At 52.4% G+C, this 614-nt stretch carries 5 tRNA genes; all 5 read right to left on the bottom strand.

Annotated elements, in window-relative coordinates:
- Positions 1–83 precede the first annotated feature (83 nt).
- The 5 genes from FS458_RS20450 to FS458_RS20430 all read right to left on the bottom strand — a co-directional run bounded on the left by FS458_RS20450 (position 84) and on the right by FS458_RS20430 (position 542).
- Positions 84–160, bottom strand: a tRNA-Pro gene (locus FS458_RS20450).
- 9 nt (positions 161–169) lie between these two features.
- Positions 170–246 (bottom strand) — tRNA-Arg (locus FS458_RS20445).
- A gap of 7 nt (positions 247–253) precedes the next feature.
- Positions 254–342 (bottom strand) — tRNA-Leu (locus FS458_RS20440).
- A gap of 14 nt (positions 343–356) precedes the next feature.
- Positions 357–431: transfer RNA gene (locus FS458_RS20435), tRNA-Gly, on the bottom strand.
- A 27-nt stretch (positions 432–458) separates the two neighbouring features.
- A tRNA-Leu gene (locus tag FS458_RS20430) sits at positions 459–542 on the bottom strand.
- Between the last annotated feature and the right edge of the window lie 72 nt (positions 543–614).

Raw genomic sequence — 614 nt, 5'->3', positions numbered from 1 at the left:
CGGGATCGAACCGCTGACCTCCTGCGTGCAAGGCAGGCGCTCTCCCAGCTGAGCTAAAGCCCCAAATAACATATTCGTTATAATGGTCGGGAAGACAGGATTTGAACCTGCGACCCCCTGGTCCCAAACCAGGTGCTCTACCAAGCTGAGCCACTTCCCGTAAAAAACATGGCGCGCCCTGAGAGATTCGAACTCCCGACCTTTTGATTCGTAGTCAAACACTCTATCCAGCTGAGCTAAGGGCGCATGTATGTGGTGCCGAGGACCGGAATCGAACCGGTACGGTAGTCACCTACCGCAGGATTTTAAGTCCTGTGCGTCTGCCAGTTCCGCCACCCCGGCACATACAATAACTTTGGAGCGGAAGACGGGATTCGAACCCGCGACCCCAACCTTGGCAAGGTTGTATTCTACCACTGAACTACTTCCGCAAACTTATTTAATTATCAAATGGAAATTGGTGCGGGTGAAGGGACTCGAACCCCCACGTCAAAGACACTAGATCCTAAGTCTAGCGCGTCTGCCAATTCCGCCACACCCGCGTGTATAAATGGTGAGCCATGAAGGACTCGAACCTTCGACCCTCTGATTAAAAGTCAGATGCTCTACCAACT

Source organism: Fictibacillus phosphorivorans (assembly GCF_007673525.1).
GTDB classification, from domain to species: Bacteria; Bacillota; Bacilli; order Bacillales; family Fictibacillaceae; genus Fictibacillus; species Fictibacillus phosphorivorans_C.
The sequence above is the reverse complement of the archived record's forward strand: the minus strand, read 5'-3'. Positions and strand labels throughout refer to the sequence as shown.